We start from the raw sequence: 22,278 nt of genomic DNA, 5'->3' as shown, positions 1-22,278 counted from the left end.
GTCCACCGGCTGAACCGCGGATGAAAATTCGCTCAAGGAAAACCACCCCGGCACCGCCAAGCGGCCCGGTCAGAACAAGAACGGGGCACGACCATGCGAATCGAACGGCGCTACACCACCGACGGCCAGTCACCCTACGCATCAATTGATTTCAGAATGACGACATCGGAGATCCGCAATCCCGATGGCTCGGTGGTGTTCCGGCTGGAGAATGTCGAGGTGCCGGAGTTCTGGTCGCAGGTCGCCTCCGACGTGCTGGCGCAGAAGTATTTTCGCAAAGCCGGCGTCGCCGCCCGGCTGAAAAGGATAGAGGAAGAGACCGTGCCGTCCTGGCTGTGGCGCTCGGTGCCGGACACCGAGGCGCTGGCCAACCTGCCGGAGCAGGAGCGCTTCGTCAGCGAACTCTCCGCAAAACAGGTGTTCGACCGCCTCGCCGGCTGCTGGACCTATTGGGGCTGGAAGGGCGGCTATTTTACCTCCGAAGACGACGCGCGCGCCTTCTTCGACGAACTGCGCTACATGCTCGCAAAACAGATGGTGGCGCCGAACTCGCCGCAATGGTTCAACACCGGCCTGCACTGGGCCTACGGCGTCGATGGCCCCGGCCAGGGCCACTATTACGTCGATCCCTTCACCCACAAGCTGACAAAATCGAAATCGGCCTACGAGCATCCGCAGCCGCACGCCTGCTTCATCCAGGGCATCCAGGACGACCTCGTCAACGAGGGCGGCATCATGGACCTGTGGGTGCGCGAAGCCCGGCTGTTCAAATACGGCTCCGGCACCGGCTCGAATTTTTCACGGCTGCGCGGCGAAGGCGAACGGCTTTCCGGCGGCGGCCGCTCGTCCGGCTTGATGAGCTTCCTCAAGATCGGCGACCGCGCCGCGGGCGCGATCAAGAGCGGCGGCACCACACGGCGCGCCGCCAAGATGGTGGTGGTCGACGCCGACCATCCTGATATCGAGACCTATATCGACTGGAAGGTGAAGGAGGAGCAGAAGGTCGCAGCCTTGGTGACCGGCTCCAAGATCAACCAGAAACACCTCAAGGCGATCCTGAAAGCCTGCGTCAACTGCGAGGGCTCCGGCGACGACTGCTTCGACCCCGAGAAGAACCCGGCGCTGCGCCGCGAAATAAAACTGGCGCGCCGTTCGCTGGTCACCGACGGCATGATCAAGCGCGTCATCCAGTTCGCGCGGCAAGGCTACAAGGAGATCGATTTCCCGACCTACGACACCGACTGGGATTCGGAGGCTTATCTGACCGTCTCCGGCCAGAACTCCAATAACTCCGTCTCGCTGAAGGACGACTTCTTGCGCGCGGTGGAGACCGACGGCAAATGGAACCTGATCAACCGCACCAACAAGAAGGTCGCCAGGACGCTCGATGCGCGCGAGCTCTGGGAAAAGATCGGCCACGCCGCCTGGGCCTCGGCCGACCCCGGGCTGCACTTCAACACCACCATGAACGACTGGCACACCTGCAAGGCGTCCGGCGACATCCGCGCCTCCAATCCCTGCTCGGAATACATGTTCCTGGACGATACCGCCTGCAATCTGGCGTCGCTGAATTTGATTACATTTTACAACAGCACGGCGTTGTCACCTCCCCTTGAAAAGGGGAGGTCGGCGAGCCCGGGCGCGCCATTGCGCGCCTCGGCGAGCCGGGTGGGGATCGAGGGCAGCGGGACCCCCTCCCGCCATGCTTCGCATGGCGACCTCCCCCTTGCAGGGGGAGGGAACGCGAAAACCTTCGACGTCGACGCTTACGAACACACCGTCCGGCTGTGGACCATCGTGCTCGAAATCTCGGTGATGATGGCCCAGTTCCCCTCCAAGGCGATCGCGGAATTGTCCTACGAATTCCGCACGCTGGGCCTCGGCTTCGCCAATATCGGCGGCCTGTTGATGACCATGGGCCTCTCCTACGACAGCAAGGAAGGCCGCGCGCTGTGCGGCGCGCTGACCGCGATCATGACTGGCGTTTCCTATGCGACATCAGCCGAGATGGCGAAAGAACTCGGCCCCTTCCCCGGCTACAAGAAGAATTCAGCGCATATGCTGCGCGTGATCCGCAACCACCGCCGCGCCGCGCATGGCGAATCGCGCGGCTACGAGGCGCTGGCGGTCAACCCGGTGCCGCTGGATTATGCCAGCGTGCCGCGGGCCGACATCGTCGAGCACGCCAAGGCCGCCTGGGACAGGGCGCTCGAACTCGGCGAACTGCATGGCTACCGCAACGCGCAGGTTTCCGTGGTGGCGCCGACCGGCACCATTGGCCTGGTGATGGATTGCGACACCACCGGCATCGAGCCGGATTTTGCGCTGGTGAAATTCAAGAAGCTGGCCGGCGGCGGCTACTGGAAGATCATCAACCGCGCCGTGCCGGAAGCGCTGCGCGCGCTCGGCTACCGCGAGAGCGACATCGCGGAGATCGAGGCCTACGCCGTCGGCCATGGCTCGCTCAGCAATGCGCCGGCGATCAACGTCTCCACGCTGAAGGCCAAAGGTTTTACCGACGAAGCCCTGGCAAAAGTGGAAGCCGCCCTCCCCACCGCGTTCGACATCAAATTCGCCTTCAACAAATGGACCTTTGGCGAGGATTTTTTGCGCGAGGTGCTGAACATCTCAGCCGATGCCATCGCCGCGCCGAATTTCGACCTGCTTGCCGCCGTTGGCTTCAGCAAGCGCGAGATCGAGGCCGCCAACGTGCACATCTGCGGCGCGATGACGGTGGAAGGCGCGCCGCACCTCAAGGCCGAGCACTATAGCGTGTTCGACTGCGCCAATCCCTGCGGCAAGGTCGGCAAGCGGTATCTGTCTGTGGAGAGCCACATCCGCATGATGGCGGCATCGCAGCCGTTCATCTCGGGCGCGATCAGCAAAACCATCAACATGCCGAACGACGCCACGGTGGAGGATTGCAAGTCCGCGTACCTGCTGTCGTGGAAGCTGGCGCTGAAGGCCAACGCGCTCTACCGGGACGGCTCAAAACTGTCGCAGCCGCTGAACTCGCAACTGATATCAGACGACGACGAGGAAGACGACGCCATCGAGGCGTTCCTGGACAAGCCGATGGCCGCGCGCACCGCGCAGCTCTCCGAGAAAGTCGTGGAGCGCCTGGTCGAGCGCATCGTGGTGATGCGCGAGCGCGAAAAAATGCCGGACCGACGCAAGGGCTACACGCAAAAAGCCGTGGTCGGCGGGCATAAGGTGTATCTCCGCACCGGCGAATATGACGACGGCCGGATCGGCGAGATCTTCATCGACATGCACAAGGAAGGCGCAGCGCTGCGCTCCTTCATCAACAATTTTGCGATCGCCGTCTCGCTCGGCCTGCAATACGGCGTGCCGCTGGAGGAATATGTCGACGCCTTCACCTTCACCCGCTTCGAGCCCGCAGGGCCCGTGCAGGGCAACGATTCGATCAAATACGCCACCTCGATCCTGGACTACGTGTTCCGCGAACTCGCGGTCAGCTACATGTCCCGCTTCGACCTCGCCCATGTCGACCCCAACGAGAGCAACTTCGACGCCCTCGGCAAGGGCGTCGAGGAAGGCAAGCAGCCCGACCCCTCGCACTCGACCAAATACGTGTCGAAGGGCCTGACCCGTTCGCGCACGGATAATCTTCACGTGGTGCGCGGCGGCTCTTCACCCTCCCCTGCAGGGGGAGGGTCGGCGAGCCCTGGCGTGCAAGAGCACGCCTCGGCGAGCCGGGGTGGGGCCTCCGTCACGTCCCTCTCCTCCTCCCGCGTCTCCGACGCCCTGGAAGGCGCCACCGCGCTGAAGCAGGAAGCCCAGCACGACCTGTCGCCGACCGAAAAACTCGAAGCCCTGCAATGGAGCCGCGCCGGCGCCGCGGCCCAAGCCGCGCCGTCGAAGGCCGAACGCCGCGCCGAAGCCAAGGCCAAGGGCTACGAAGGCGAAATGTGCGGCGAATGCGGGCATTTCTCGCTGGTGCGCAACGGCACCTGCATGAAGTGCGATACGTGCGGGAGCACGACGGGGTGTTCGTGAGGAATTTCGTGTGGCTCGCGAGGTCGTCAACTGTCGCGGAGGATAACCGTACTTTCTGGATATGAAAACTGAGGAGAGCTAGACGCTTATTTATGATGCAACAAGACACGTCGGATGACGCAACTCACGATTGGCTTATCGAAGTCATTCCTCGACATGAAAGGCTATCTACTGCCGTCGCTTCGCTGATAACTAACATGCTGAAAAAGCAACGTCTCGAACATCTTAGCGTCGAGGAAAGGACCAAAAGCGTCGAGGGTGCATTGGAAAAGGTTAGACGCAAGGAGTACTCCGATCCAAAGGAGCAACTCACTGATCTTTCGGGAGTACGAGTCGTCACTTACCTTGAGGAAGAAGCGTTACAAATCTCCAAAGCAATTCGTGCGCTCTTCAATATTGACGAGCAAAATAGCCATGATCGATCGGCCGATCTGGGTGAGGATAGAATTGGTTACAGATCAACGCACTTTGTCTGCTCTCTAGGAAAAGAAAGAGATACGCTTCCAGAGTACGAGGGCATCGGAACGTTAAAATTTGAAGTCCAAATTAGAACTGTCCTTCAGCACGCATGGGCCGAATTAGCGCATGATCGCTCCTTTAAATTTGGCGTCGCTCTACCGACTAAAATCCAGCGAAAGTTGAATTTATACTCGGGCATGCTTAAATCGTCGACAGCGCCTTTGATGAGATTGCCCGAGAAATTGATCAATACAGATCCAATTTATCGCGAAAAAGCATTCGGCAAATTTCCGAAACCGAGATCAACTCAATCTCAATTGCAAAATTTACATCGGAGATGAGTTCCGAGTTAGGTGTAGCAATCGAAGACAACACAAATGCTCAATTTTTAGACGAGCTGAAGCAATTCGGTCTTAAAAAAATTGGCGACATTGAGGCTCTCGTTACCGAAGAGTTTAAAACAGCCTACAAGGAAAGTTATGTGGCGAGCACATCTATCGGGTTGGTGCGCAGTCTTATGATGTACGATGACATCTCTAAATACTTCGGGCTAGGGCAGAAATTTCACGGAATGGGGCCCGATATGATGCATTTTTTAGAACTCAAATATAAAAAGAGCGAGATTATGGAATGGCTCGACAAGCTCGGAATTTCTTTGCTTAATGCACCGAGAAAGATCAAGCGAAGTCGCAGATCTAGAACGCGGCAAACGTGAGCCGTGATGTTGCGCTACTTTGCACGTCATCGCGCCGGCTTCCACGTCCCGTCCATGATCGCCAGGATCAATTGGGCCAGCGGCAGCACGGTGCCATCCGCTTTCAACGCTGCGAACGGTTCGACGGCGCGTCAGTCGATCCGTACGGTGCCGTCTTCATCGATGACGTAGAGGCTGAGCGAGCCTGGTGCTACGGCCAGTTAGGCTTGCCAATGTGGCCGATGTCATGTTCGCCGGCGTTCCACTCGCGAACGTGCACACTTCCGTCCGCGAGAACTTCCATCACCTTATTGACGAGGTCATCATTCATCACCGCGAAGGCTTCCAGCGCTTTTTCAAAAGCGCGACCTGATGATCTCCCTGGTTGTTGGGCGCCTGTGGAATGAGGATCACCAATCCGGGATGCATCTCCAGCTTGGCATGCTGCTTCAGGAAATCACGTCTGTTCAGCATCAGGGCGATATAGTCGTTGGCACTGGCATAAGGTATTAAATTCCAGTCCTGCCAACCGCCCTTTCCGATGAAGGGCACATATTCGGCCTCGTACCCTCGGGCTTTCGCAGCGGCTACCAGCGATCCGCTCAGACATTCGTCGATCAGAAAGCGGTCCCTCAACGAATGGCGGTCCCCGGAGCGGCCGACTTTCAGTCGGCGCCATAGGTCTTCTCCGCCCACCGGGCCACCGCATCGATCCCGTCGACCGGCAAGCTCGGGTAGTCTTCGAAGATCGCCTGCGGCGAAACGCCGGCACGGAGGTAGCCGAGGATTGTTTCGGCCAAAATCCGCGTTCCCTTCACGACGGGATCGCCGCTCATCACGGTCGGATCGCTGATAACCTCCGCTGCGATCCCGGCCCTCATCTCACCGGCTTCCATGTCCCGTCCCTGATCGCCAGCATCAATTGTGCGATCCGCAGGACGGTGCGATCCGCTTTCGACGTGGCGAGCGTTTCGACGGCGGGCCAGTCGATCCGCACCGTACCGTCTTCATCGATCGCGTAGAGGGTGGGCTGCCCGGGCGCCGGCTCGTGGATTCTCACCGTCTTGAGGGATTTTGGCTGATCCTGGGCGAGCGCGGGTCCGGCCAGGGCCGCGATCAGCAGAAACGCAAGAAAGCAACGCATCAGTTGTTTACCCTGCTCGGAGGCGGGTTAGCAACATGACTGCGTCATTGCCGGGCTTGACCCGGCAATCCATCCTGCTCGAAAGACTCTTGCGAAGACGGATGGATACGCGGGTCAAGCCCGCGTATGACGCGGTGTTTCTAGACGGCCCTGCGGATTTCTGCTCTCCATCGGCGGTCGTGAGCCTGGACGCGTTCATGTCTTTCCGTCCGCGGCGATGGGCGCAAGCCGCTTCGCCAGATCGAGAACCTTCTTCCTGTCTCGTCCGGTCTCAATCCTTAGGAAGGCCGTCATCAATTCCAGACCCTCGAGAATTTCGGCGGTACCCGGCGGGCCAGGCCGGGACGCGCGCAGTCTTACGACATTGCGAGGGAAGTCGCTTCCCTTGCCTTTCATGTTTCGCCCTCGACGCGAGGCGGCGCACCGCCCTCCCCGGCGCGCGGCGTCGTGAAAAATTCCTCGATATTCGAAGAGAGGGCGCGAGCCAGTTTTTCGAGAACCGCGACGCTCGGATTTTCAAGTCTCCGCTCGAGACGGCTGACATAGGTCCGGTCGATCCCGGCGTCGACGGCAAGCATCTCCTGCGAGAGCTCGCGCGCGACCCGAAGCCTCCGTATGTTTCGAGCGACCACCGCGCCTGCTTTCATCAAGCAAGATCATCAGCCTGCGTCCGATTAAACCACGGACAATAGGCCTAGTACTTCCAGTCAAGGTTTTGCCCGTCATTCTGGGGCGCGCGTCTTCGCGCGAACCCGGAATCCAGAAGCGTGGCGCTCGGTTCTGGATTCCGGGTCTGCGCCCAAGAGGGCGCATCCCGGAATGACGAATGGGCAAGCGGATCGGCATTTGATACACTTTTGCCGCGAGTGAAATGCGCGGCTACGACGCTGATTGCAGGGTTGTCACTTGATCGTCCTGCGGAGCGACAAACGCCACGACCGCATCGGCGGAATCTTCAACGAACTCCGCAGCCTGCTTTAGCTCTTCCAAGCTCCGCGCATTGGGGATCGGATCGCCGCCCGCTTGCATGATGGCGAGATGGCATGCAAGCGCTTGCGACGCGTTATCAATCGCCTCCTCAAACGTATCGCCGGCCGAAATGCAGCCGGGCACGTCGGGGAAGCTGACACCGTAGCTGGTGTCTTTGTCTTTGTGGACGAGAGCAATGTAACCCGCCGTCTTGCTCACCGTGGCTCCTTCAATCCTGTCTGCCTGTAGATCGAGCGGACAGTCTTTGGATGCAAGTCCCCTTTTCCGGATGGGGCACCGTCACCTTACCCGATTTTGTCGGATGCTTGTAGTGGCGATGGCTGCCCGTTGCGCCGATATGGCGCCACCCACCCATCGGCCTCCAGTTCTCTTATGATATCGCGCGAGTCCCTGCCCATCGGGCATCAGACTATGGTCCGCTTAAATAGCTCTGCCACTAACCTGCAGACGAATGTCGTTGTCTCCGACACACTTTTGCCGCGAGCGAATTGGGCTGCTCCCGCCTGCTGCCGCAGACAACTTGCAGGCAACTTGGTACATTCAAATCCATGAAAACGAAAAAACTGACCGAGGTCCTGGAGCGCATCGAGGCTTGGCCGCCCGAGGCGCAGAATGCACTTGCCGACTTCGCGCTTGACCTCGACGCCGGTTTTAAGGCTGGCGACTATGAGCCGACGCCGGAAGAACTCGCCGGCATCGATCGCGGGCTGCGCGACGCCGCCGAAGGCCGCTTCGCGACGCCGCAGCAGGTCGAAGCCGCGTTCGCAAAATTCATGACCGTTTGCGCAACCAGTGTCCGCTTTGACGACCACACCATGTGGGTCGATCTGACCGACGGGCGAACGCTCGGCGCTCCCCTCGCCTGGTTTCCGCGGCTGTTATGCGCGACGCCTGCCGAACGCGAACAGGTCGAATTAAGCCGCGTCGGCCTGCACTGGGAAACGTTGGACGAGGATATTTCAATCGCAAGCTTGTTGAGCGGGCATGCGGGCACAAATCGCGCCGCCCGGCGCTCGACCGAACTTGATGCGCTGGCAGACGAGGCTCTTGCCGAACATCGCGCCGGCGGAAGCTCGGCTGTTTGAAACTGCAGATCAACGTTTGATGCGAGGCGCTGCCACATTCTCAGCGTCGTCCCCGCCAACGGGTCCGGCTTCGCCGGCCCGATGACGGGGACGACGCCGTCCGTGGAGCAGCGCAGTGCGCTCTCGTGTACCCGGCGTGATGCAACACGCGCGCTCAATATGGCGGCGCCCGCTTCGCCCGCTGCGCCTTGGCCGCCTCGATCCACCACGCAAGATCATCCGCGAACCGTGGAAACGCCCGCGCAAGCTGCTTGCCCGCCTCGCCGACCGGCTCGCCGTTCTCTGAAAGCGTCTGCGCGATCGGGCCGACCGCGAGCGTGCTCGAAACCACCACCATGCCCATTTCGGACAATGTGCCGTGCCACGCCAGCGCGGCGCGCGCCCCACTGAAGCGGCCGGCCGAATAGCTGGCGATCGCGGCGGGGCGCCAGAACCATTCTTCGAGGAAATGATCGGTGAGGTTTTTCAGGCCCGGCTGCATGCCCCAATTGTATTCGCCGGTGATGAACACAAAACCGTCGGCGTCGCGGATTTTCCCCGCCAGCATTTCCAGCCCCTCGGGCGCTCCGCCATTCGGATATTCCTTGTACATCCGGTCCAGCATCGGCAGATCGATCGCCTTGGCGTCGATCAATTCCACGTCGTCGCCGCGCGTGCGAAAACCTTGCGTGATAAAATTGGCGAGCCGGATGCCCAGCCGGTCGGAGCGGTAGGAGCCGTACAATACCAGAATGGTCATGGTTCACTTCGAAATTAAAAGCAAAGATGGGTGACGAAATTCCCGCGCTTGTCCTTGATCACATAGGGGCATTCCAGCCGCTTCAGCGCCGCCCTGGCGTCGTCATTGCCGAGCGCCGCGGCCTTCTCGTAATAAGCCTTGGCGGCGGCCGAATTTTTCTCGCCGCCGCGGCCCTCCAGCGCAAACGCGCCCATCCGCTCCAGTGCCGCCGGATGATTTTGCAGGGCGGCCTTTTCGAACAGCGCTCTGGCCGTGACATCGTCCTGCTGCCCGCCGACGCCGTCCGCGATCATCAGGCCGAGTTGATATTGCGCTTCCGGATTGGTCTCGCCGGCCTTCGCAAGCAGGCTGCGCGCCTGCACGGGATCGGCGGACGCGCCGCCGCTCAGCGCCGCAAGATTGGAAATTCCCCTGGGGTTGCCGGCTGCCGCTGCGCGCTCGAACAGTTTTCGCGCCTGCGCCTCGTCCATCGCCACGCCCGATCCGGTGCTGTAGAGCACGCCGAGTTCGACCATGGCCGACGTCGAGCCCTTGTCGGCCGCCTTGCGCCAGGCGCCGGCGGCTTCCGGCAATTGCCGGTTGGCGGCGTAGGCGCGGCCGAGCTGGTACAGCGCGCGGCGCGAGCCCCGCGAGGCGGTGCCGCAAAATTTGATCGCGGTGGCGATATCGGACGGCGCGATCTCGGCCGTGCCCCTGACGTCGGCCGGCCTGTCCGGATCGGCGGGATCGGCGGCGAGCCGGTCGCACAGCACGAGATCGGCGGATTGGGCATGGGCCAAGGACGGACCGGCCAAAGCCGCCGCCGCAATCGCGATCGCCGCCACGGTGACGCGGAACGTTGCAGCAAGCCAGATTGCCTGGGGTGATTTCGTCATGACGGACATGGCGACGGCAGGTTACCTTCCCGGCCGGCTTGTTCAAGACGTTTCCTTGATCACCGCACGCTGCACGCCGATACCGGCCGCTTGCCGTGCTTGATGGTGGCGCCCGTCCTGGTGATGTTCAGCACGATGCCGCCGCCGCTATAGCGCGAGCCGGACAGCGCCAGGCGCTTTTTCAGCGCCACCGCCTTGCCGTCGATCTGCAGATGCGCGTGCTTGTCGTATTGGAAAAATCCCGCGATGAACTGCGATCCGTCGGCGCAAACATAGGTCCGGAACGTCTGCGCCAGCGCGGGCGATGCGCCGGTTGCCAGCGCAGCAAACAGTGCCACACCTAAAATTACCCCTGGTTTCATCGCCCGCTTCCCCGTTTCGAAAGAGTATAGCGCATGACCAGTCTCATTCGTGATGGCCGGACGCCCGGCAATGACGATATGGCGCCTATGCCGCGGCTTCCAGCTCGGCATCCAGATCGGCGATGACGTCCTCGAACGCCGAGATCGCCTGCTGGACCGCGGCGATCTGCATCAGTTCCCAGCCGTTGAGCGGGCCGTTGCGCTTTTGCAGCGCCACCACCAGGTCCCGCCGCTGCTCCTTGAGCTGGACCAGCGGCAGACCGTGATCCGCGAGAGATTTCATCATGACGTTTTTCCAGCGTTCTAGACTAGTGGACGCCACGACATCTAGCGGGGTTTTTCTGCATTCCGCTTACAAAACTCCGGCAAATTCTAACGATCCCGCGCGGATCCGCCCGCCGGCCTGCCGCCGCGGGCGTCCGGCGCCGGAACACAGCCATGCTTTTCGCCGTGGAAAGTTTCCGCCATTGCTTGCCGGTTGCCTCCGAGCCAAATAACATCTAGCACGAGAGCGCCGCATTTCCGCCTGGCGTAATGACACCAATTGATTTCAACCCTGGTCAAGCCTGCATGCCGGACCGACGACCAAGCGGCAGATGGATTTCCCATCCTGCCGACCGATGGAATGCCGTTCGGGCGCTCGTTGCGCCGGTGCTGCTGTTTGCGCCGTTTGTGGTGAGCTGGTTCGAGGGTTACGAGGTCATCTACGCCATCGTGATCTTCCTGCTGATCGGAAAGACCAACTACGTGTTGCATCTGCACATCCACCGGCCGTTCAGCAAAATTCCCGCGCTCAATCTGCTGTTCGATTTCAGCATGGGCGCCGTCACCGGAATGACCGCGTCAAACTGGCGGATCCAGCATCGCTACGGCCACCATCGCGGTATCGATCTGCCCTACCGGGGTAAGCGAAACGCATATCTGGAAAATTATTCGACCATGCGAGCGGTTTCCTATTCGGCGATCTCGCTGATCGAAACCTTCTATTCGCCGATCATCGAATCCTTCAACAAGGGGATCCTGAATAACGTCAAAACCCCGATCAGCTATCGCTGGGCGTTTTTCGAGCAGATGCTGCTGCTGGCGTTCGTGGCGGCGCTGGCGCTCTGGCAACCCCGGCTGGTGCTGATCTATCTGCTGCCCTCGTATCTTGTGACGCAATTCGTCACGCGCTATGTCGACTATCTCAATCATTACGGCTGTGACGAAGCCAGCGCCAATCCCTATGAGAGAGCCAATAATTCGCTGTCCCCGTGGTTCAATTTCACCACCCACAATTTCGGGTACCACACCGCGCATCACATCCGCCCAAGCGCGCACTGGACCGAGCTTCCCGAGATTCACAGAACCATCGCGGACAAGATTCCGGAACGGCACCTCAAGCCGTTCAGCTGGTCGGGCATCCTGATGCCCTATCATTTCCATCGTTCGCGGTCGGGACGGATGTAACGGGCGCATCCGGCGCCCTCACACGATCCCCTTCATCGCTCCGGCAATCGCGCCGTCGAGCGCCTGCGTCACGCAAACCGTGCTCCAGTCGTTCTGATGAAGGTTGAGGCCATCGCCATTCCAGGTCATGTCATCGAAGGCAATGTCGAGGTCCACGCGCCAGTGCCGCATCAGCTCGAAGCGACGAAACAGGTTGACGCCGGCCTTGTCGGCCGCCTCGGCTATCAGCGCCATCATGCGCTCGGCCAGATCGATCTTGTCGTCGCCGGTCACAGCCGGCGCGTATTGCGAGTCCATCAACACGACATCCATCGGTCGACCGTGCAGCTGACTTAGCCCGGCCGCGATTTTCTCCGCGGTATCTTCAATCTTGAAGTCATTGTTGCGAAAGACCGCGTTGGTCCCGACCTGCCAGATCACCAGCGATGGCCCTTCGGCGATAACGTCGGTGTCGAAGCGCTTCAATTCCGGTCCCGCCTCTTCGCCGCCTTTGCCTCTGTTGAGCACGTCGATCATCGGCCTCGGAACGCGGTCCCTAAATCGCTTCCTCAGCGCCATTTCCAGCCGGTATGGATATGGCACGATGCCGCCGGTGCCTTCCGTCGATGACGAGCCGATCGCCACGATCCTGGCCGGCCCGCTGCCGGCGATCTGTTTCGCGAGGTTCGGAAGCGGATGCTGGAATAGGGTGAACTGGCGCGGGACATCGCAGGGCCGCGGCGGCGGGTCAGCCATATTAATTCTCCGTTACTATCTCCAGTTGAAAGGCGTATTTGGACAAAAAATTCCGCAACATTGCAAATGAAATACGTCTGTCGGCAGCGTACCCCGGCGGCTCCATCCGGGCTACAAGACCAAACCGAACCAGCGGAGAACTCCATGCACGGAAAAGTCATTGTTATCACCGGCGCCTCGGGAGCGCTCGGCAGGGTGGTCGCGGCGGCGGCGCTGGCGCGCGGCGCGCGGGTGGCCGGCGCCGATTACGCCAAATCGCAGCTCGCCGATACGCCCGAGCGCATGGAGCTCGGCGGCGTCGACCTGTCCGACGCAGCTGAGGCCCGCCAAGCCATCGACGCGGCCGTGGCGCATTTCGGCAGGCTCGACGTCCTCATCAACATCGCCGGCGCGTTTTCGTTCGAGACGATCGCCGAGGGCGACCCGAAAACCTGGCAACGGCTGTACGCCATCAACGTGCTGACGGCGCTCAATGCCTCGCGCGCGGCCATCCCGCATCTGGTGGCGTCCGGCGCCGGGCGGATCGTCAACATCGGCGCGATGGGCGCGCTTCAGGCCGGCAGCGGCATGGGCCCCTATGCCGCCTCCAAGGCCGGCGTGCATCGCCTGACCGAAGCGCTGTCGGCCGAGCTCAAGGGCAAGGTCACCGTCAACGCGGTGCTGCCGTCGACCATCGATACGCCCGCCAACCGGGCCAGCATGCCGAAAGCGGATTTCGCCAAATGGGTGACCGCGGAGGAGCTCGCAAATGTGATCCTGTTTCTCGCCGGCGACGAAGCGAGCGCCGTCACCGGCGCGCTGCTGCCGGTCGCCGGCCGGGTTTAGCCTGGCACGCGATCCGGCCATCCCGGCGCATTGAGCATTGCGGCTTCACCCGGCGCCGCGCCGGTTTCAATTCCCGGCCGGTGAATGAGCGCCGCCGGATGCGAAAAGCTGATGCGTCCGCGCTTGATGCCGAGGATCGGCTGCGCCAGTTCCGCTACCGCCGACGCACCGTCGGCGCAATCGAGCACGACGATATCGGCGGGATTGCCGACGGCAATTCCATAGTCGGCCAGCTTCATCAGCCGGGCCGGCATGTTCGTGATCATGTCGAGACAGGCTTCCAGCTCGTCGGACCGCCCGGCCTGCGCGATATTGGCGTAGAGGTTGGCGATCCGGATCAGCGAGCAGTCGCCGAACGGCGTGAACGGATTGAGCACATTGTTGGTCGCGAGCGAACAGGTCACGCCCATGTCACGCAGCCGGTGTGCGGGCGCCACGCCGCGCGGCACCGAATGCTCGATCCCCCGCCCCATCAGGAACAGGTCCGTCGCCGGCAGCACTGTGACCGCGATCCCGGCGCCGGCGAGTTTGGCGCCGACGCGCTGCAGCGACGCCGCGTCGAGCGCCGACAGTTTTGTGACGTGGCCGATCGCAACGCGGCCGCCCCAGCCGTGCTCCATGGTCCGTCGGCAGACCTCGTCGAGATGCATCCAGGAGGGATCGAGATCGAAATCGAGATGGAAATCGATATCGATGCTGAAACGCTTGGCGAGATCGAAGACGCGCGCGATCTGGCGGTGCGGATCGCTATCGGTATAGGGACAGCCTCCGACCAGATCGGCGCCGTTTTCGCAGGCTTCCAGCAGAAGCTCGAAGGCGCCGGGATCGTTGGTGAGGCCTTCCTGCGGAAACACGCAGATCTCGAGGTCGACGGCCCAGGCATAATCGCGCTTCAGCCGGTTGATGGCGCGAAAACCCTTGAGCCCGATGCGCGGATCGACTTCGACATGGGTGCGCATCCGCGTCGTGCCCTGCACGATCGCCTTTTCCAGCGTGCGCCGCGCCCGCGCGTAGATATCATCCTCGGTGAAAGCGAGCTTTGCGGCAGCGACCGTCTCGATCGCTTCCTTGAGGGTGCCGGTCCGGCAGGCGCAGCGATCCAGAATGCATGACTTGTCGAGATGGATATGGGTTTCGACAAAACCCGCAACCAGCAAACGGCCGTCCAGCGCGATATCGCGCGTACCGTCCGCTGCCGCCGTTTCGAGCTTTGGGCCGATGGCGGCAATGCGTCCGTCGCGCACGCCGATGTCGACCGGCCCCTGCTCCGGCCCGGCGATACGCCCATTGCGCAGGATGGTGTCGAACGACATGCGTTGACCTGTTAAGCGGCGCCGGCGTGGCCGAGATAGGCGGCCTCGACCTCCGGATCGCCGGCAAGATTGACCGCGCTATCTTCGCGCACGATTTTTCCGGAGTCGATGACATAGCCGCGGTCGGCGATATCAAGCGCCAGCACCGCCATCTGGTCGACCAGCAGGATCGTGATGCCCTCGTCACGCAGATCGGCCAGCACGTCGAACAATTCATTGACCATCGCAGGCGCGAGGCCCAGCGAAGGCTCGTCGAGCAGCAGGATGCGCGGTCTGGCCATCATGCCGCGCGCAATCGCCAGCATCTGCTGCTCGCCGCCCGACAGCAGGCCGGCGCGGCTGTTCAGGCGGGCGCGCAGCCGCGGAAAGCGTTTCAGCAGCATCTCGATTTCGGCGGCATAATCCACATTTTCCCGGGTGTTGGCCCCGAGTTCGAGGTTGTCATGGACCGACAGTTCCGGAAAGACCTGGCGGCCTTCCGGCACCAGCGCCAGCCCGCGCGCGGCAATCCGATGCGCTTCGCTGCGTTCGATCCGGCGGTCGTCGAGAATGACTTCACCGCCGACCGGCCGCAGCAGGCCGGCAATGGCGCGCATCAGCGTTGATTTGCCGGCGCCGTTGGCGCCGATCAGCGCCACCATCTCGCCGGGCCGCACCGCGATGTTCACCTTCTGCAGCACGGGCGCCGCGCCATAACCTGCAGTGAGGTTCATGGCGGCCAGCACCATATCCTGCGGCCCGCTCCAGGGTTGCTGCCGGCCCCGCGCGTGGGTCTCCGCGGCACCCAGATAGGCCGCAAGAACCTTTGCATCGTGCCGAATCTCGCCGGGCATCCCCGCGGCGATCGGCTTGCCGGCATCGAGCACCACGATGTGATCGGAAATTCCCATCACCAGCCGCATGTCGTGCTCGACCAGGATCACGGCAATGCCGGCATCGGCGATCCGGCGCAGCAGCCCGCGCAAGCTATCCTTGTCCGAGGCCATCAGGCCCGCCGCCGGCTCATCGAGCAGGAGCACGCGGGGGCGCATCGCCAGCGCCCGCGCAATCTCGACCAGACGCCGGTCGACATGCGCAAGGTCACCGGCGGTGCGCGCCAGCGCATCGTGATAGCCGACGAACGACAGCAGCCCTTCCCCCGCGCGTTGATCCGCCTCGTCGGCCGCGGCCGACAGCATCGAGCCGAGCCGCCCGCGGCGCATCGCGATCAGCACATTGTCGAGCACGCTCATGGTCTGGAACAGTTTTGTGGTCTGGTAGGTGCGAGCGATGCCGGCGCGCGCCACCTTCCAGGCCGGGGCGCCGGCAAGCTCGGTATTGCCGAGGCGAATACTGCCGGCGTCGGGCCGATAGAAGCCGCCGATCATGTTGAGCACGGTAGTCTTGCCGGCGCCATTGGGACCGATCACGCTGGTAATCCTGCCCGGCTGGGCGCTGAAGCTGACGCCGGATGCCGCCTTGATGCCGCCGAAGGTGATGCCGATATCGCAGACCTCGAGCGGTTCGCTGGCGGCCACTGGCGCGAGAAACGCTGCGATGTCGAATCCTTGCGGATCTGCGGCGCGCGGATCGACGCGGCGGAACAGGCGCGCGATGGTGCCGAGAATGCCTTCGGGCGCAAGCCAGAGCACCACCAGCAGCAGGATGCCGAAGAACAGCAGCCGGTATTCCGCGAGATTCGACAACATTTCCGGCAGGACGACGGTGACGGCCGCACCCACCGCGGGCCCAAGCACCCAGCCTGCGCCTCCCACCACGCAGGCGAGCAGAAACAGGATCGATTGCGAGAACGGAAACGAGTCAGGCGCGACGAAGGCCAGCAAAGCGGCGAAGATGCCCCCGGCCATCCCGGCAAAGGCGGCCGACAGCATGAACGCCGCGGCCTTGACGCTGACCGGGTTGAGCCCGACCGAGCGCGCCGCGATTTCGGCGTCGCGGACCGCGACCATCGCCTTGCCCCAGGCCGAGCCGGCAAGCCGATCAAACAACAACATCGACGCGCCGGCGATGGCAACCGCCAGCAGCGAGATTTCGCGCTCGGTGAAGACCAGGCCTGCGATAGAGGGCGGCGGCAGGCCCATCAGCCCGTTCGATCCGCCGGTCAACGCGCGCCACTCGATGCTGAGATGCTGGACGATGAAGGCGAACGCGATCGTGACCATGGCAAGATACGGACCGGTGACGCGCAACGCCGGCAATGACAGCAACAGCCCGATGGCGCCGGCGATCACACCGGCCAGCGCAAGCGCGATCCAGAAGCTCACGCCCTGCAGGGTCAGGATTGCCACGGTGTAGCCGCCGATCGCATAGAAGCCGACATGTCCGAGCGAAATCTGACCGGTGAGCCCGACCAGGATGTTGAGCCCGACGCCGACGATGGCCGTGAGCGCCACCATCGCCAGCACGAACGGCGCGTAGCCCTCCGCCTTCCCCGCATACAGCGCGGCGGCAACCGTCAGCGCAACAAGCACCGCCGGCATCGCAACAACGCTTGATCTGGAATGCGTTGCCATGGTCAGACTTTGTCGATCGCCGCGCGCCCGAACAAGCCGTTGGGCATCAGCGTAAGCGCCGCGATGACGACCGAGAACACCACGATCTGGGTGTAGACCGATCCGAGATACGCGGTCACCAGCGCCTCGATCAGGCCGTAAGCGAGGCCGGCAATCACCACGCCCCAGGCCGACCCCATGCCGCCGAGAATGGCGACGGCAAACGCCTTGATGCCGAACAGCGTTCCCATCTCGGAACTTACGCTGAACAACGGCGCGATCAAAAGGCCAGCGAGACCGGCCAGCGCCGTCGAGATCATGAAGGAGACGGCGACGGTGCGATGCACGTTGATCCCCATCAGCCGCGCCGCATCGGCGTTCTGCACCACCGCGAGCAGCGTCTTGCCGCGGCGGGTGTGACGGAGCACCAGATGCATCAGGAGCGCGATGCCGACACCAACGAGGGGAATGACAAGCTGCAGCGGATAGACGCCGGCGCCGAAAAGCCGGATCGGCTCGCGCGCCAGCGCGAATGGAAATCCGCGCGGCTCCTTGCCGAAGGTGAAAAGCACCGCATTGTCGAGCACGATACCGGCGGCGACGGTCGCCATCAGCCACGCGTTCGAACCCCGCGCCACGAAGGGACGCACCAGGAAGCGCTCCACCACCAGTCCGAACAGGGCGCAGATCGACAGCGCCGCGGGCACCGCGAGCGGCAGCGGCCACCCAAGCCTGACCGCAAAGGTGTAGCCGAGCACCGCGCCCAGCATCATCGCCGAGCCTTGCGCGAAGTTCACGGTATTGGAGACGACGTAGGTGATGTGGAAGCCGAGCGCGATCAGCCCATACATGCTGCCAAGACCGATGCCCGAGATGATGGCCGAAGCGAGCATGAGGTTTCTGTACAATCGTCAGTGGGCAGACTTACCTCTTCCCGCGCTGCGCGGGGAGAGATCGGATTGCGCAGCAATCCGCTCCGATGTCATTGCCGGGCTTTACCCGGCAATCCATCCGCTTCGAAAGACTCTAATGAAGATGGATGGATGCGCGGGTCAAGCCCGCGCATGACGTGGGCGGCAGGCCCTAGTTCGTCAGCGGCAGAATTTCATCGCCCTTGAAGTAGGTGAAGATGTAATCCGACGGCGACAGCGCGTCCTGATTGTCCGACGTGAACGGCTTGTCATAGGCCTTGATCAGCCCGTCGTATTTGCCGACCCCGTAGAACGCCTCGCGGATTTTCGGACCTTCGGTCGATCCAGCCTTGGCAATCGCCAGCGCCGTGAGATGCATCGCATCGTAGGCGTTGGCAATGCCGACCGCCGGGGTCACGTCCGCCGCCGATTTGATCTCGGGATATTTCTTCTTCAGCGCATCAAGCACGCCGGCAGCCTTCGGGCTGGCGTTGCCGGAGAAGCTGAAGGTCTGGATGAAGTGAACCTTCTCCGCGCTCGGACCTGCGAGCTCCGTGAAGCGCCCGCCGGCCGGTCCCCAATGCGACACAACCGGCACATTCCAGCCCATGCGGTCGAGCGATTTCACCACTTGCGCCGATGGCGCGACATTGGCGACCAGGAACAGCGTATCGGCGCCGGCGTCCTTCAGCCGCGTCAGTTGCGGCACCACGTCGACGTCGCCGGTCTCGAACTTCTCCACGCCGGCGAACGGCATGCTCTTGGTTTCAAGCGCGGCCTTCAGGCCTTTCTCGTTCGACTCTCCCCAGGGATTGTTGATCAGGATCATCCCCGGCTTCTTCGCGCCGTATTTTTTTGCGGCGTAATCGACCAGCGCGACGTCGACCAGGGCATCGACCGCCGAGACGCGGAATACATAATTTTCCGGGGCGCCGTTGCGCGTGATCGCGGTGCCCGCCGCCCACACGCCGATGAACGGCACCTTCGACTGGTTCGCGAACGGAACGATCGCCACCGAGACCGGGGTGTCCAGTCCGCCGAAGAACGCGGCGACCTTTTCACGCTGCACCAGTTCGCGCGCGGCAATCACCCCCTTGGCGGGATTGCTCTCGTCGTCGCGCACCAGTAGTTCGACCTTCTTGCCGAGCAAGCCACCCCTGGCGTTGATTTCGTCGATCGCAAGCGAAAGTCCGCGGACGATGGCTTCGCCTGATTTCGCCGATTGTCCCGACATTGCCGCCACCAGGCCGAGCTTGATGGTGTCATCCGCGAAGGCCGGCGCGGCAATGGTCAGTGATAGTGCCGCGCCTGCAAGGAGCAGGCGGCGGGAAATCTTCTGCAGTGCAAATGCCATGTGTGACCTCCGGGAGACGAGTGAACTCACAGAAAACAAGCAAGCGCCGTGCCATATCGTATGCAGTCGGAGCGGCCAGCAAAACCTTTATGTGACAAGGATAGATCATCCGGCCTTGCCGAATTCACCGCTGATTATGCACAATTCCGAGCCAACATTGTATACAATTTAGCCGGGCGTGCCCGGATGAATTCTGGTAAGGTAAGGGCGCGTTGAATTTCGCCAAATCCAATAACGCATCGCGAGAACCGATCATGTCCCCTGCCCGTGCCGCACTGGCGATGCCGACCGACGAGACCGCGCAAGCCGCAGAGATCGTTGAAAGATTCCTCGAGGCCTCGATGGTCCCCGATCCCGACACCGCGGCGCGCTACATCGCCGCCGATCTTGCCATCACCTTCACCGGCGGGCGCAAATACAACCACCCGCGGGAGACCGCCGGCTTCAACGCCAGGCGCTATAAGTGGGTGAAGAAGAAAATGCTGCGGACCGACGTCGTTCCCGGTGAGGGAGAGACCGTTGTCTACAATACCGGCACGCTGTACGGCGAATGGCCTGATGGTACGCCGTTTGAAGGCAACCGCTATGTCGACCGGTTCGTGGTGCGCGGCGGCAAGATCGTGCAGATGGACGTCTGGAACGACAGCGCCGAGCGGCTGCTGGTCCGCAACGGCATCGAGGCTTAAGCGCGTGGCCGCAGAGGCCTCCGCGCGCTTGAAATCTCGGCGGCATAGGGCGACAGGATATCCTTGATGTCGCGCTCCTTCGGCGGGTGGGCGACGATCAGCGCGCGGTCGGCCACGGCGTCGAGATGCTGATCCATCAGGGACGTGGCGCGTCCGCAATCGCCCGATGCCAGCGCGGCGATGATCGCACGATGTTCGCTGACCGCGCATTCGGATGAGTGGGGGCGGCTGTAGAGCGCAAGGATCAGCCCGCAGCGCGACGCGACTTCGCTGACGTAGCGCGCGAGTACTGGATTTCCCGTCATTTCCGCGAGCTTGATGTGAAACGCCGTCGCCAGCCTGATCGACAACGGCTCGTTGGTGCCCCGTGCCTGCTGCTCGGCATCGACGTGGCTCTTCAGGCTTTTGATCTGGTCGCGGGTGAGACCGCCGGCGAGCCGCGCGACCACCAGGCGTTCAAGCCCCAGCCGGACGTCGAAGATATCGCGCGCCTCATTCCAGCTTGGGGTGGCGACCGCGGCGCCCCGATTGCGCCGCAGTTCGACCAGCCCCTCCGCCGCAAGCCGTCCAAGCGCCGCGCGAACGATGGTCCGGCTCGCGCCGAACTTCTCGCCGATGGCGTCTTCGGGAAGCTTGGTGCCAGGCCGCAGCGCCTGTTCGATGATGGCGTGCCAGAGCGCCTTGTAGATGACGCTGCCGCGATCGGTCGAAGGGGCCTGGGTGCTCTTTGCCATCGTCACTGCACGTAGGGTCAGCTGAGGCCGCGTGATTGCCACGTCCTCGCATCGAATGCAATTTTGCGAAGCGTTACCGCCTCGCAGGCAGATGGAGCGAAGTGCGGACTTTCGGAATCGCCGACCCGGATTGTGCTGCGCTTATCCCAGCTACGGAATTCGTTTCCCTCACCAGTCGGCGAATTTCTTCATCATCGCCTTGAAGCGGATGCTGCGCTTGCCGGCGAGCGCGGTGGCCTCGGCTTCGGCGCCCTTGTCGTTGTAGGTGCCGGAAAACCCGATGCCGACTTCGTAACCGCCGAACACCGGCCGCTCGCCCTTGCTCGGCGTGTGCTCGTGATTGACGATCTCCCCCTTCCATTTGCCGTTCGCGGAGCTATAGGAGCCGATATAATCGAAGAACCCGTCGCCGCCGCGAATCCGGCCGTCATGCAACACCATGACGCCGGTGTTGCCGCCGTCGACGCCGTCGAGCATCCGGATGTGAATCGAGTAAAGGCCGTTGGCGATGCCGCCCACTCCCGGCGGCACAAAGGGAGGCGCAGCCTCGTCGCTGATCGGGGTCATCACGGACTTGAAGGGTACGCCGGGCATCTGCCCGCTGCCGCCCTCAAAATAGAAATGATCCTCTTCCTGCCAGCCCCGCAGTTTCAGCGTGATCTTGTCGGTCTTGAAGAGCGGCTGGTAGCTCGGATCGTCATGATGGCGCACGGTGGAGACTTCGGCCCGGATTTCCTCGCCGGACTCATCGTAGCGTCCGATGAACGCAAACGCAGAATTGCCGCCGAGCATCCTGCCGTCATAGGCATACATCACGCCGTAGCGCGAACCGTGCACGGTGTGGAATTCGACCTTGTACAGCCCCTGCAACACTGACGTTCGCTCCGGCATCGATCAATGCGTCGCGACCCGCGGATCCCCGATCCACAGGTTACCCAAATGCCACCTTTTGCCTTGTCCCAGGCACAGGTTAACCGCTCAGGCCCGGTTTGATCAATCCTTTACGAAGTTTCGGGCTAGACTCGGTCATTGAGTCGCGGTTTCCGCGGCGCTGGAGCCTACCCTTTGGAAACCACGCTGTATTTGCCGGTCAAACGCTTCCTGGAAAGCCTCGGCTTTACGGTCAAGGGCGAGGTTGGCGGCTGCGATCTCGTGGCGCTGAGCGGCAGTGAGCCGCCGGTCGTGGTGATCGGGGAGTTAAAGCTTACCTTCAACCTCGAACTGGTGCTGCAGGCGGTCGACCGCGCCGGCGCCTGCGACGAAGTCTGGTTGGCGGCCAAAATGTCGGCGCGCGGCAAGGGCCGCGAGAGCGACGCGCGCTACCGCAATCTGTGCCGGCGGCTCGGTTTCGGCATGCTTGGGGTGACCAGCGGCGGCCAGGTCGAGGTGATCGTCAAACCGGCCACCACCG

23 protein-coding genes and 2 pseudogenes are annotated in these 22,278 nt (G+C 62.4%); 8 read left to right on the top strand and 17 right to left on the bottom strand.

Features of this window, described 5'->3' with window-relative positions:
- Window positions 1-93 precede the first annotated feature (93 nt).
- The 3 genes from VGP39_RS16875 (at window position 94) to VGP39_RS16865 (ending at window position 5,194) form a co-directional block, all read left to right on the top strand.
- Window positions 94-4,020 carry an adenosylcobalamin-dependent ribonucleoside-diphosphate reductase gene (locus VGP39_RS16875; RefSeq protein WP_327569242.1) on the top strand — a complete coding sequence of 1,309 codons (3,927 nt, stop codon included), beginning with the start codon at window positions 94-96 and terminating at the stop codon, window positions 4,018-4,020.
- Between the two features lie 197 nt (window positions 4,021-4,217).
- The gene (locus tag VGP39_RS16870) at window positions 4,218-4,820 is read left to right on the top strand and encodes a RelA/SpoT domain-containing protein (protein ID WP_327569241.1); all 603 of its coding nucleotides are present in this window, start codon (window positions 4,218-4,220) and stop codon (window positions 4,818-4,820) included.
- Window positions 4,817-5,194 carry a hypothetical protein gene (locus VGP39_RS16865; protein WP_327569240.1) on the top strand — a complete coding sequence of 126 codons (378 nt, stop codon included), beginning with the start codon at window positions 4,817-4,819 and terminating at the stop codon, window positions 5,192-5,194. Before VGP39_RS16870 ends, VGP39_RS16865 begins: the two co-directional genes overlap by 4 nt.
- Before the next feature lie 309 nt (window positions 5,195-5,503).
- Here VGP39_RS16865 and VGP39_RS16860 read toward each other — a convergent pair whose 3' ends face one another.
- From VGP39_RS16860 to VGP39_RS16835, 6 genes are all read right to left on the bottom strand, one after another.
- Window positions 5,504-5,869 (bottom strand): DUF5615 family PIN-like protein, encoded by a 366-nt coding sequence (locus VGP39_RS16860; RefSeq protein ID WP_327569239.1) that lies wholly within the window; start codon window positions 5,867-5,869, stop codon window positions 5,504-5,506.
- The gene (locus tag VGP39_RS16855; RefSeq protein WP_327569238.1) at window positions 5,839-6,069 is read right to left on the bottom strand and encodes a DUF433 domain-containing protein; all 231 of its coding nucleotides are present in this window, start codon (window positions 6,067-6,069) and stop codon (window positions 5,839-5,841) included. Before VGP39_RS16855 ends, VGP39_RS16860 begins: the two co-directional genes overlap by 31 nt.
- Window positions 6,051-6,317, bottom strand: coding sequence for a hypothetical protein (locus tag VGP39_RS16850; RefSeq protein WP_327569237.1), 267 nt, complete (start codon window positions 6,315-6,317; stop codon window positions 6,051-6,053). The genes VGP39_RS16855 and VGP39_RS16850 overlap by 19 nt, the downstream gene beginning before the upstream one ends.
- A gap of 392 nt (window positions 6,318-6,709) precedes the next feature.
- Window positions 6,710-6,964 (bottom strand): helix-turn-helix transcriptional regulator, encoded by a 255-nt coding sequence (locus VGP39_RS16845; RefSeq protein WP_327569236.1) that lies wholly within the window; start codon window positions 6,962-6,964, stop codon window positions 6,710-6,712.
- A 232-nt stretch (window positions 6,965-7,196) separates the two neighbouring features.
- Window positions 7,197-7,505: a type II toxin-antitoxin system HicB family antitoxin gene (locus VGP39_RS16840; RefSeq protein WP_327569235.1), complete on the bottom strand. Its 309-nt coding sequence runs from the start codon at window positions 7,503-7,505 to the stop codon at window positions 7,197-7,199.
- Between the two features lie 10 nt (window positions 7,506-7,515).
- Window positions 7,516-7,662: a type II toxin-antitoxin system HicA family toxin gene (locus VGP39_RS16835; RefSeq protein ID WP_327569234.1), complete on the bottom strand. Its 147-nt coding sequence runs from the start codon at window positions 7,660-7,662 to the stop codon at window positions 7,516-7,518.
- Between the two features lie 418 nt (window positions 7,663-8,080).
- Between VGP39_RS16835 and VGP39_RS16830 the strand changes: the two are divergent.
- Window positions 8,081-8,299, top strand: a pseudogene (locus VGP39_RS16830) (DUF2442 domain-containing protein); the annotation flags it as partial.
- A gap of 247 nt (window positions 8,300-8,546) precedes the next feature.
- Here VGP39_RS16830 and VGP39_RS16825 read toward each other — a convergent pair.
- The 4 genes from VGP39_RS16825 to VGP39_RS16810 all read right to left on the bottom strand — a co-directional run bounded on the left by VGP39_RS16825 (window position 8,547) and on the right by VGP39_RS16810 (window position 10,654).
- Window positions 8,547-9,131: an NAD(P)H-dependent oxidoreductase gene (locus VGP39_RS16825; protein ID WP_327569233.1), complete on the bottom strand. Its 585-nt coding sequence runs from the start codon at window positions 9,129-9,131 to the stop codon at window positions 8,547-8,549.
- 14 nt (window positions 9,132-9,145) lie between these two features.
- Window positions 9,146-10,006 (bottom strand): tetratricopeptide repeat protein, encoded by an 861-nt coding sequence (locus VGP39_RS16820; RefSeq protein ID WP_327569232.1) that lies wholly within the window; start codon window positions 10,004-10,006, stop codon window positions 9,146-9,148.
- 59 nt (window positions 10,007-10,065) lie between these two features.
- Window positions 10,066-10,368, bottom strand: coding sequence for an MliC family protein (locus VGP39_RS16815; RefSeq protein ID WP_327569231.1), 303 nt, complete (start codon window positions 10,366-10,368; stop codon window positions 10,066-10,068).
- A gap of 85 nt (window positions 10,369-10,453) precedes the next feature.
- Entirely contained in the window at window positions 10,454-10,654 is a 201-nt protein-coding gene (locus tag VGP39_RS16810; protein ID WP_327569230.1) for a hypothetical protein, read from the bottom strand.
- A gap of 284 nt (window positions 10,655-10,938) precedes the next feature.
- Between VGP39_RS16810 and VGP39_RS16805 the strand changes: the two genes are divergently transcribed.
- Entirely contained in the window at window positions 10,939-11,817 is an 879-nt protein-coding gene (locus VGP39_RS16805; protein ID WP_327569229.1) for a fatty acid desaturase, read from the top strand.
- Window positions 11,818-11,835: 18 nt separating this feature from the next.
- Here the strand turns inward: VGP39_RS16805 and VGP39_RS16800 are convergent, their stop codons facing one another.
- Complete coding sequence (locus VGP39_RS16800; RefSeq protein WP_327569228.1) at window positions 11,836-12,552, bottom strand: SGNH/GDSL hydrolase family protein; 717 nt, start codon at window positions 12,550-12,552, stop codon at window positions 11,836-11,838.
- A gap of 144 nt (window positions 12,553-12,696) precedes the next feature.
- Between VGP39_RS16800 and fabG the strand changes: the two genes are divergently transcribed.
- Window positions 12,697-13,377 carry a 3-oxoacyl-ACP reductase FabG gene (fabG, locus tag VGP39_RS16795; RefSeq protein ID WP_327569227.1) on the top strand — a complete coding sequence of 227 codons (681 nt, stop codon included), beginning with the start codon at window positions 12,697-12,699 and terminating at the stop codon, window positions 13,375-13,377.
- Here the strand turns inward: fabG and VGP39_RS16790 are convergent.
- The 4 genes from VGP39_RS16790 to VGP39_RS16775 form a co-directional block, all read right to left on the bottom strand.
- A complete protein-coding gene (locus VGP39_RS16790) occupies window positions 13,374-14,690 on the bottom strand; it encodes an amidohydrolase family protein (RefSeq protein ID WP_327569226.1) in 1,317 nt (438 codons plus the stop codon). The two genes, fabG and VGP39_RS16790, sit on opposite strands and share 4 nt — an antisense overlap.
- An 11-nt stretch (window positions 14,691-14,701) precedes the next feature.
- Window positions 14,702-17,203, bottom strand: a complete 2,502-nt coding sequence (locus tag VGP39_RS16785; RefSeq protein ID WP_414644700.1) for an ATP-binding cassette domain-containing protein — start codon at window positions 17,201-17,203, stop codon at window positions 14,702-14,704.
- Between the two features lie 2 nt (window positions 17,204-17,205).
- Complete coding sequence (locus VGP39_RS16780; RefSeq protein ID WP_327569225.1) at window positions 17,206-18,075, bottom strand: branched-chain amino acid ABC transporter permease; 870 nt, start codon at window positions 18,073-18,075, stop codon at window positions 17,206-17,208.
- Window positions 18,076-18,265: 190 nt separating this feature from the next.
- Window positions 18,266-19,447, bottom strand: a complete 1,182-nt coding sequence (locus VGP39_RS16775; RefSeq protein ID WP_327569224.1) for an ABC transporter substrate-binding protein — start codon at window positions 19,445-19,447, stop codon at window positions 18,266-18,268.
- A gap of 254 nt (window positions 19,448-19,701) precedes the next feature.
- Between VGP39_RS16775 and VGP39_RS16770 the strand changes: the two genes are divergently transcribed.
- Window positions 19,702-20,133: a nuclear transport factor 2 family protein gene (locus VGP39_RS16770; RefSeq protein WP_327569223.1), complete on the top strand. Its 432-nt coding sequence runs from the start codon at window positions 19,702-19,704 to the stop codon at window positions 20,131-20,133.
- Here the strand turns inward: VGP39_RS16770 and VGP39_RS16765 are convergent.
- Window positions 20,130-20,867, bottom strand: coding sequence for a GntR family transcriptional regulator (locus VGP39_RS16765; RefSeq protein ID WP_327569222.1), 738 nt, complete (start codon window positions 20,865-20,867; stop codon window positions 20,130-20,132). The genes VGP39_RS16770 and VGP39_RS16765 overlap by 4 nt on opposite strands.
- Before the next feature lie 168 nt (window positions 20,868-21,035).
- Window positions 21,036-21,740, bottom strand: coding sequence for a GrlR family regulatory protein (locus tag VGP39_RS16760; RefSeq protein ID WP_327569221.1), 705 nt, complete (start codon window positions 21,738-21,740; stop codon window positions 21,036-21,038).
- A gap of 192 nt (window positions 21,741-21,932) precedes the next feature.
- Between VGP39_RS16760 and VGP39_RS16755 the strand changes: the two are divergent.
- Window positions 21,933-22,278 (top strand): annotated as a pseudogene (locus VGP39_RS16755) (hypothetical protein); the annotation flags it as partial.

Origin of the sequence: Bradyrhizobium sp. (assembly GCF_036009065.1) — a bacterium.
Classification (GTDB): Bacteria; Pseudomonadota; Alphaproteobacteria; order Rhizobiales; family Xanthobacteraceae; genus Bradyrhizobium.
This window is presented reverse-complemented; position numbering and strand designations above follow the sequence as displayed.